Annotated in this window: 8 protein-coding genes; all 8 read right to left on the bottom strand. The window is 37.8% G+C overall.

Annotated elements, in window-relative coordinates; genetic code table 11:
• Positions 1–305, bottom strand: a 305-nt coding sequence (locus A3M5_RS23465; RefSeq protein ID WP_034299869.1) for an orotidine 5'-phosphate decarboxylase / HUMPS family protein, incomplete at its 3' end; no start/stop codon positions are given.
• A 331-nt stretch (positions 306–636) separates the two neighbouring features.
• Positions 637–1,011 (bottom strand): winged helix-turn-helix transcriptional regulator, encoded by a 375-nt coding sequence (locus tag A3M5_RS0121265; RefSeq protein ID WP_018395775.1) that lies wholly within the window; start codon positions 1,009–1,011, stop codon positions 637–639.
• 317 nt (positions 1,012–1,328) lie between these two features.
• Positions 1,329–1,778, bottom strand: a complete 450-nt coding sequence (locus tag A3M5_RS0121260; protein ID WP_018395774.1) for a Fur family transcriptional regulator — start codon at positions 1,776–1,778, stop codon at positions 1,329–1,331.
• Between the two features lie 122 nt (positions 1,779–1,900).
• Positions 1,901–3,361: a catalase KatA gene (katA, locus tag A3M5_RS0121255; protein ID WP_018395773.1), complete on the bottom strand. Its 1,461-nt coding sequence runs from the start codon at positions 3,359–3,361 to the stop codon at positions 1,901–1,903.
• 468 nt (positions 3,362–3,829) lie between these two features.
• Positions 3,830–5,200, bottom strand: a complete 1,371-nt coding sequence (gene eat, locus A3M5_RS0121250) for an ethanolamine permease (RefSeq protein WP_018395772.1) — start codon at positions 5,198–5,200, stop codon at positions 3,830–3,832.
• 232 nt (positions 5,201–5,432) lie between these two features.
• Positions 5,433–7,025, bottom strand: coding sequence for a trimethylamine N-oxide permease (locus A3M5_RS0121245; protein ID WP_018395771.1), 1,593 nt, complete (start codon positions 7,023–7,025; stop codon positions 5,433–5,435).
• Between the two features lie 16 nt (positions 7,026–7,041).
• The gene (locus tag A3M5_RS0121240; protein WP_018395770.1) at positions 7,042–7,632 is read right to left on the bottom strand and encodes a hypothetical protein; all 591 of its coding nucleotides are present in this window, start codon (positions 7,630–7,632) and stop codon (positions 7,042–7,044) included.
• A 126-nt stretch (positions 7,633–7,758) separates the two neighbouring features.
• The coding region (locus tag A3M5_RS26305; protein WP_502685425.1) for a copper amine oxidase at positions 7,759–8,293 on the bottom strand (535 nt) is incomplete at its 5' end.

The raw sequence follows: 8,293 nt of genomic DNA, 5'->3' as shown, positions 1-8,293 counted from the left end.
TGTTTTTTCGCTTCTTCTACAGCACCTTTGATTGTTGCATCATCAGTTGCGCCAAGAATCGTTACGATACCTGCGCCTGCTTGAGAGGCTACCATTACTTCATAACCGCCTGCATCCATTACTTTCAAGTCCGCAAGAACTGTTAAGTTAGGGAATGCTTCTTTCATTTCTTTTACAGCGCGAAGGCCTTCGTTAATAATAACCGGTGTGCCGATTTCAACGACATCAACGAATTGTTCTACTTCTTTAACGACTGCGATACCTTCTGGAATGTTGACTAGATCAAGTGCTAATTGTAATTTCATGGATATGTCACTCCTTCTAATTGTTTGTTAATTTGATTAGATTGATTAGATTGGTACTACAGTCATTATATATCCTAATTTTCAGAAAATAAAGTACGCACTTTACTATCATATAGTGTCGAAAAATATACTATTAGAATATGGAATTAGTCCATTTTTAAAAAAATTCAAGACTTATTGTCAACCTGATATTTACCTTAGATATATCAAGGAGGATTCTAAAGTGTAAAATATTGTGCTTTCTCCCGACAACATCATTCATCATAACGGCTACATAATCCAGATGAAAGATGTATCTAATTGTTATTTAGGATCATATTTTGAAACGCCTTCAGTTTTTGGTGTTTAACAGAGCCGTTCTTTCTGTTTTTTGCTCCAAAATACTTTCTGTATATTCTTTCCCCCATATATACATGGACTCGAGGATGGGAATGAGCGTATGTCCTCGTTCAGTAAGTGAGTATTCGACCTTGGGCGGAACGACAGGATACACTTCTCGATAAACAATGAGATCTTCTTCTAACTCGCGAAGCTGACTCACAAGCATTCTTTGCGTGATGGCGGGTATGAGAGATTTCAATTCACCGAATCTCTTTGTCCCTTCTTTTCCCAAGTGCCATATAATTAACATCTTCCATTTTCCACCGATAATAGACAGTGTCAATTCTTTTTCACAATTAAACGACTTTTCACGAATATGGCTCATTCGTTATTCCTCCCTATTAAGCATATAGCATACGTAACAGTATGATTTTTACACTATATATAAAAAAGTGCGTACTTACAAATAAAATATCCATACTGTCAGTGAAACCTATGTTTCATCAAACAAAAGATGTTCGACCACCTGTGCAGACGGTAGTTGATGAGAATAGTCAGCCAGCGCACAAATCTATACAGCTGCTTTGCTGTCGCTTAAAACGGTGAACATCATTTACTATATTCTAACTGACATACACAAAAACCCTGTCTTAATAAAAGTACAGGGTGTTAAGGTTGGAATATGGGTGAAATCAAGTTTGGCTAGCTCTCTTTAAAGGAAACGTTTTCATTTTTACAGTCCAAACAAGTTCCATGAATCTCAAATAAATGTTGGGTTACATTGAATCGTGATTTTTTCTCAACATACTGCTCTACTGCTTCTAACTTAGGATAGTGAAAATCATGTAACTGTCCGCACGAATCACATACTACATGGTAATGAAAAGCGGTCGCCCATTCATAACGACTTGATGCTTGTCCATAAGTAAGTTCATTAATAATTCCGTACTTTTTTAAACATTTCAAGTTATTGTACACAGTAGTATGTGGAAGATTCGGAAACTTATCTTTTATTGAATTAAATATTTGATCTGCTGTTGGATGGGATTTAGTATTCGCTAAATACTCCATAATCGCTTTTCTTTGGGGCGTCATTCTTGACCCGTTTTTTTTTAAAAGCTTAAGACCTTCCTTTATACGATGTTGAGTCATTTTCAACACCTCATTACGCTTATTTTAAATTAATTATGATAGAGTAGAAAAGATCATCATAATGATGATCTTTTCGTTGTTTTATTGAATTTTATTAACTACTGTATTTCATAAAATCAAATTTAAGATTGAACTGGGACTTGCAGATTAAGAGCTTTTGCAATACGCTCTCCATACTCTGGATCTGCTTTATAGAAATGACTGATTTGGCGAAGTTTAATTTCATCGCTTTCAACTGGAGCCATTGCCCCTGCAATAGTCGCAACTAAACGAGCGCGTTCCTCTTCACTCATAAGACGATATAGATCACCGGCTTGTGTGTAGTGGTCGTCATGACTGTACGCATGCGTACCAGCCTCACCAGACACTTCAAATGGCGTTACATTGTCTGCAGGTGATTCTGTTGCACCACCAAGGCTATTTGGTTCGTAATAGACGGAAGAACTGCCGCCATTTTTATCAAAGCGCATTTGCCCGTCACGTTGGTTATTATTCACTTCATTAACTGGTCGGTTAATTGGAAGCGCTTGATGGTTTGCACCAACACGATAACGATGTGCATCATTATAAGCAAATAAACGACCTTGCAGCATTTTATCCGGAGATGCTTCAACACCCGGTACGAATGAGCCTGGTGAGAATGTTGCTTGTTCCACTTCTGCAAAATAGTTTTCAGGATTACGATCAAGCACCATCCGGCCTAATTCGATTAATGGATAATCTTTTTGCGACCAAACTTTTGTCACATCAAACGGATCCCATTTGTATGTGTTCGCATCTTCAAGTGGCATAATTTGAACAGATAGTTTCCACGCAGGGAAGTTACCGCTCTCAATGGCATGGAACAACTCTTCTGTATGATAATCTGGATTTTCACCTGCAAGTTGTGCAGCTACATTGGCATCCATGTTTTGTACGCCTTGCTCTGTTTTAAAGTGATATTTCACCCAAACACCTTCGCCTTTTTCATTTACCCACTTAAATGTATGGCTTCCGTAGCCATTCATCGTACGTAATGATGCTGGAATACCACGGTCAGACATTAAAGTCGTTATTTGATGTAAAGACTCAGGAGATAATGACCAGAAATCCCATACAGCATTTGGATTTTTCAAATGAGTTTGTGGATGACGTTTTTGTGTATGAATGAAATCAGGGAATTTAATCGCATCACGAATAAAGAATACAGGTGTGTTGTTCCCAACAATATCGTAATTCCCTTCTTCTGTATAAAACTTCACAGCAAAACCACGCGGGTCACGTACTGTATCTGAAGATCCTAGCTCACCAGCTACTGTTGAGAAACGAATAAACATAGGTGTACGTTTTCCGACTTCTGATAAAAAGTTCGCTTTTGTGTATTGAGAAAGATCGTTTGTTACTTCAAAATAACCGTGTGCACCCGCACCTTTCGCATGTACAACGCGTTCAGGAACACGTTCTCTATTGAAATGCGCCAATTTTTCTAAAAGATGTACATCTTGAATCAAAGTAGGTCCACGCGAACCGGCTGTGATAGAATTTTGATTGTCGCCAACTGGAGCACCCCAATTGGTTGTCAGTTTGTTATTATTCGTACTCAATTAGATTCACCTCATCGCAGAATTATCGTAATTTTTAGACTACCTTTAATATTAACAGTTATCATAAAAAAATCAATAGTATTTAATATTAAATAATATTGATTCTTTATATAGATTAGTTATATAGATATATTCTCTTTACTCATTTCTTCTGGTGCATCTGCGTTGATACGATGTAGTAATAACCAATCGCTACAGGATAAAATGGTGCTTTATAAGGGCGTGCAAGATTAGGTTCTTTTTTACGCAGCATTTCGTGTTAGAACCAGTTTTGTCGCATTCGATATGCGACAAAACTTAAGGAACTAGAGCGAGTAAATGTCATTTAAGAATGCTAGAATCAAAAACGAGTGAAATATTCATCATATTGTAAGAAACCAATGCCCAAATGTAGCTATTAATAATCGTCATCATAAAAAAATCAATAGTATTTAAAATTAAATACTATTGATTCTTTATATAGACTAGTTATACAGATATATTCTGTTTTTCGATTTCTTCTTGTGACATATTCGCAAATTGTTCTTCTGGTGCATCTGCGTTGATACGATGTCTCGCCCAGACAAAGTAATAAGCAATCGCTACAGCAAAAATAGCTATATTGATAAAGAAGAACGTAATATTACCGAAAATGGTTGAAAGCAAAGCTAGTGAGCTCAGAATAATACATACGATAGGTGCTACAGGATAAAATGGTGCTTTATAAGGGCGTGCAAGATTAGGCTCTTTTTTACGTAGCATAATGAGTGAAATATTCATCATAATGTAAGAAACCAATGCCCCAAATGTAGCTATTAAAATTAATTTATTTGGATCAAACATCAGAACAAAGACGAAACCGATTGCTCCTGGAACAACAACCGCCATATAAGGTGTACGGCGCGTTTTATGCAAGCGCGATAAGAAACTAGGTAAATAACCTGATCTTGACAAAGAGAAGACTTGGCGAGAATAAGCTAAGATTGCACCTGCCAAACTTGAAAGCATCCCGAACAACCCAACGATAGCCAGTCCATCAACTAACCATAAATTTTCACTAATACCGTGAGAAATGGCATAGGAGAGTGGATTTTCTACTGTAGACGTACCTGCAGCTCCTCCAAGACCGACAGTGACTGTTACAACAAGGAAAGCGAGAATGATAAGAGTAATAATGGCAGCCATAATCCCTCTAGGTAAATCCTTAACCGGATTACGACATTCTTCTGCTAACATCGGTAACATTTCCATACAAATATATAGCCACATTGCGTAAGGAAGAGCTGCCCAAATACCTGCAATTCCTCCTGGAATAAGTTCTCCACCAAACAATTTTTCAGTCTGAACATGAGGGACTCCATAAATGGCAAAAACAATTAACATAGCAACCGCAATTGTAACAAGGATCATTTCAACTGTTGCAAATTCTTTAACACCTAAAATATGAAGAGCAAAGAAAAAGACATAGAGCACAGCTGCAGCGACAATAGGATTGATTGCTGGTATAAGGAAATTAACATAGAAACCTGCACCTGACGTGAAAACAGCTGTTCCTACCGCGAATTCCAGCGCAACCCCAACACCTGTAATGTAGCCTCCTAATGGACCCATGGCTCTTCTTGCAAAAGCGTAACCTCCACCTGCATGAGGCATGATCGTTGCTAATTCTGCAAGTGAGAAACATAATGTCATATACAAAACACCAATGATAGCAGTTGCGATTAACATTCCTACAAAGCCTGATTCACCAAGCCCATAATTCCATCCGAAATAAGAACCTGAAATAACGATCCCTACTCCTAATCCCCATAAATGAATTGGCGTCAATACTTTTTTCAACTCTGTATTTTCTGTGCTCATTTACAAACCCCTTTTCCGCTCAATTTTTAAAGCAACCGCTTAAAATCTTCAACCCTTATTCTATGAATTAGAGATTCTTAATTATGGAACCAAGAATCTCTATAAACACTCTATTTATTTATATCTCTATCTCGTACAGAAACTTTTTGCTTTTTAACAATGTAGAAATCCGCGACGACATTTCACCGATTACAGACATCACGTATGCAATGAGCACAATGAAAACCTGCTATTAAGGATTAAAAACAGCTATTTGACTGGTAACAATGATAACTCCAATTGCTATAGCAACAGCCACATACGGCAAAATACCTGCTTTCTTTTTATAGTGCGTCTTATCTAAATCATCGGAATCAGCATTTCCTGGGAATACCCCTTTGTCGGTGACATAATGTCTGTAAAGAAACACAGGAATAATGAATAAAGAAACGACTAAACCGGATACAAGCGTGCCTGGTCCCCAGACGATAGCACCAAGTCCTAGGAAGGCAACATTTACAAAAGCTAATACTGCATTTATTCCTATAAGCCAGTTTGGCACTTTAAATGGGCGTGGCCAGTTTGGACGGTCCATCCGGTGGATCCATCCAGAACTTAAATTGAAAAAGTTCAATATGATATAATTTACATTTGAAATAGCAAGGATAAATGTGTAGTCAGACAAAGAAAGCAAGACGATATTGAAGACTAAGTTCGTCCACATTGCTCCACTAGGCGCTCCGTTTTTATTAACACTAGACATGAACTTTGGTAGCCATCCATCCACAGATCCTTGATATAAAGTACGGGATGAACCACCCATAGAAGTCATGATAGACAATATCGTAGACAGGATAAGCAATAGGACAATAATCGTTCCTACTACAACACCACCGCCTACCATTTGAGCCATCGCCGTACCGACTCCCATTCCACTTGCAATATCAGGATCAAGTAATCCTGCAAGTCCTAAAGCATTTTGAAAAGAGAATGGAACAATAGTGAAAACGGCTAAACATAATAAACCTGAAAACATAATTGCTTTAACTGTGTCTTTCTTAGGATCTTTAAACTCACTCGTATAACAAATTGATGTTTCAAAAGCATAAGTAGACCAAGCAGCTAAAAACAAGCCCCCAAATAATAATGTCCACCCTGCTTCATCCCAAGAAATGCCAGTCGGAAGGCTAGGAATGATATTTTCCACATTAATACCTTGAGTAAATAACGGTACGAGCCCAACGATAAGTAAAGGTATAAGAGCGACTACTGCAATAATTCTTTGGATACGTGCAGCATTTACAGCACCTAAGTTTTGGATCGCATAAACGATAAAAAGGAAAGCAAGAGCTAAAACAAAAGCAAAATCAAAACGAATAGTCAGATCTGGACGGATAAAACCTAAATCCAGCAGTGTAAATCCCCAAGTAGTGATGGCAGCATTTGGGAAAAATGTCGTTAAAACGAAGCCTGAAGCTAATTTTGTTCCTAATGCTAATACCGGTGTCCAAGCAATCCAGTTACTCCAAATGGAGATGGCAGATAATACTTTCGAATATTTCACCCACGCCATCGCGCCATATACGGATGCTCCACCAGATTTGTTCGGATACATACCTGCAATTTCGGCAAATAGGAAAGCCTGAGTTAACCCAATCAGAATCGATACTGTCCAAACTAACCAAGAAAGATTTCCTACTGTAGCCGCAATAGCTCCAATTGAAAATAATACTAAGGCTGGCACACCGCTAGCGAGCCAAAACGCATCCTTCCACGTCATTTCCTTTTTTAATACTGCTGGTGAGTCTGTACTTTCTAGTACATCTCCTTCTTTTTGTGCGGCCATAAATTTCCCTCCTAAATCAGTGATGGTGTTCGTGTTGATCTTGTTCGTGTTGATCTGTTTGGTCTTGATGAGATTCAATTGTATCCGCTTCCATGTTAGAAAAAGCAAAAATTAAAATAGCTGAAATAATGGTTGTAATAATCCATGGATAAGTTCGAGGTTTAAATGTCAAATTTTCTTTATCTTTCTTCAATTCCGCATTCATCATTGTCACAATGAACAAAATACTTACAATAAAGAGAATATCCATATAAATGAGCATCGCTGTATAATTGCCTAGTGGTAACATATCCCCAAGCATTGCGCCCATCATCCCACCCATTATTCCCCCAGCCATTCCTTCTCCAATGGCTAATAGGTTAATAGGCTTTCCGGCTAAATATCCGACAATCAGACTGAATGTCATGGCAATCATAGTAGAGTGAGCTAAATCACTTGTATAGAAAATTCCGACAATTATGCCGATAGTTAGGCTGCTTCCCATACACAATACCATGACGATCATCATGCCTGTCATGTTCTTTAAATTATTTCGAATTTGATGTATTTTTAGTAAACAAACACTCGTATAGAGCAAGACTAATAGAGTGCTAATAACCAGTAACATGCTTGTTCACTTCCCGTATAGTAACATGTCTGTTCATTTTCTGTATAGTAACATGTTTTTCCTGTATATAAGAAGGTGAAAAGGGAATTGTAATCAATTCCCTTTTCAAACAACTTTTTTTAGTTATTAATGGCAGCTAGCGCCTTTGATTGCTGCTGGACGTGGAAGATCCAACGCTGGATTTCCATCATAGAAACCATGCGGTTTCAACATGAATCCGATGTAATGAGTTGGCATTACTGGCCAGTCTTCAGGACGTACAACGTGATGAACAGCCATATTATACCAAACAACAATATCTTCATTTTCAATGTTGCGGTTCTCTTTTACCCAATTATTAAGCGTGCTTCCGTTCCATTCCCCTTGGTTCGGGTATTTACCAGAAGCATACATTTGATCACGATCAAATTTTGTAACGTGTAAATGATTTTTAATAAATCCTGCACGTTTCACGATACTTGATTCATCATGTAAGAAAATTCTTGCATTTTCACCAGGTACAAGTTCAAAACCTACTGGCTCACCTACAAAGTTTTTCTTGTTAGGGTTAATGATCTTCCATGCTCTTGCTGTTTCTTGATTCATGTTACGTTGCGCTTCTAGTTCCGTTTGGAATGTTGTTACTTCCGGATAGAAAGCATTTAATTGTTTATTAGTTGCA

This window comes from Bacillus sp. 37MA (genome assembly GCF_000372765.1).
Taxonomy (GTDB): Bacteria; Bacillota; Bacilli; order Bacillales; family Domibacillaceae; genus Domibacillus; species Domibacillus aminovorans.
This window is presented reverse-complemented; position numbering and strand designations above follow the sequence as displayed.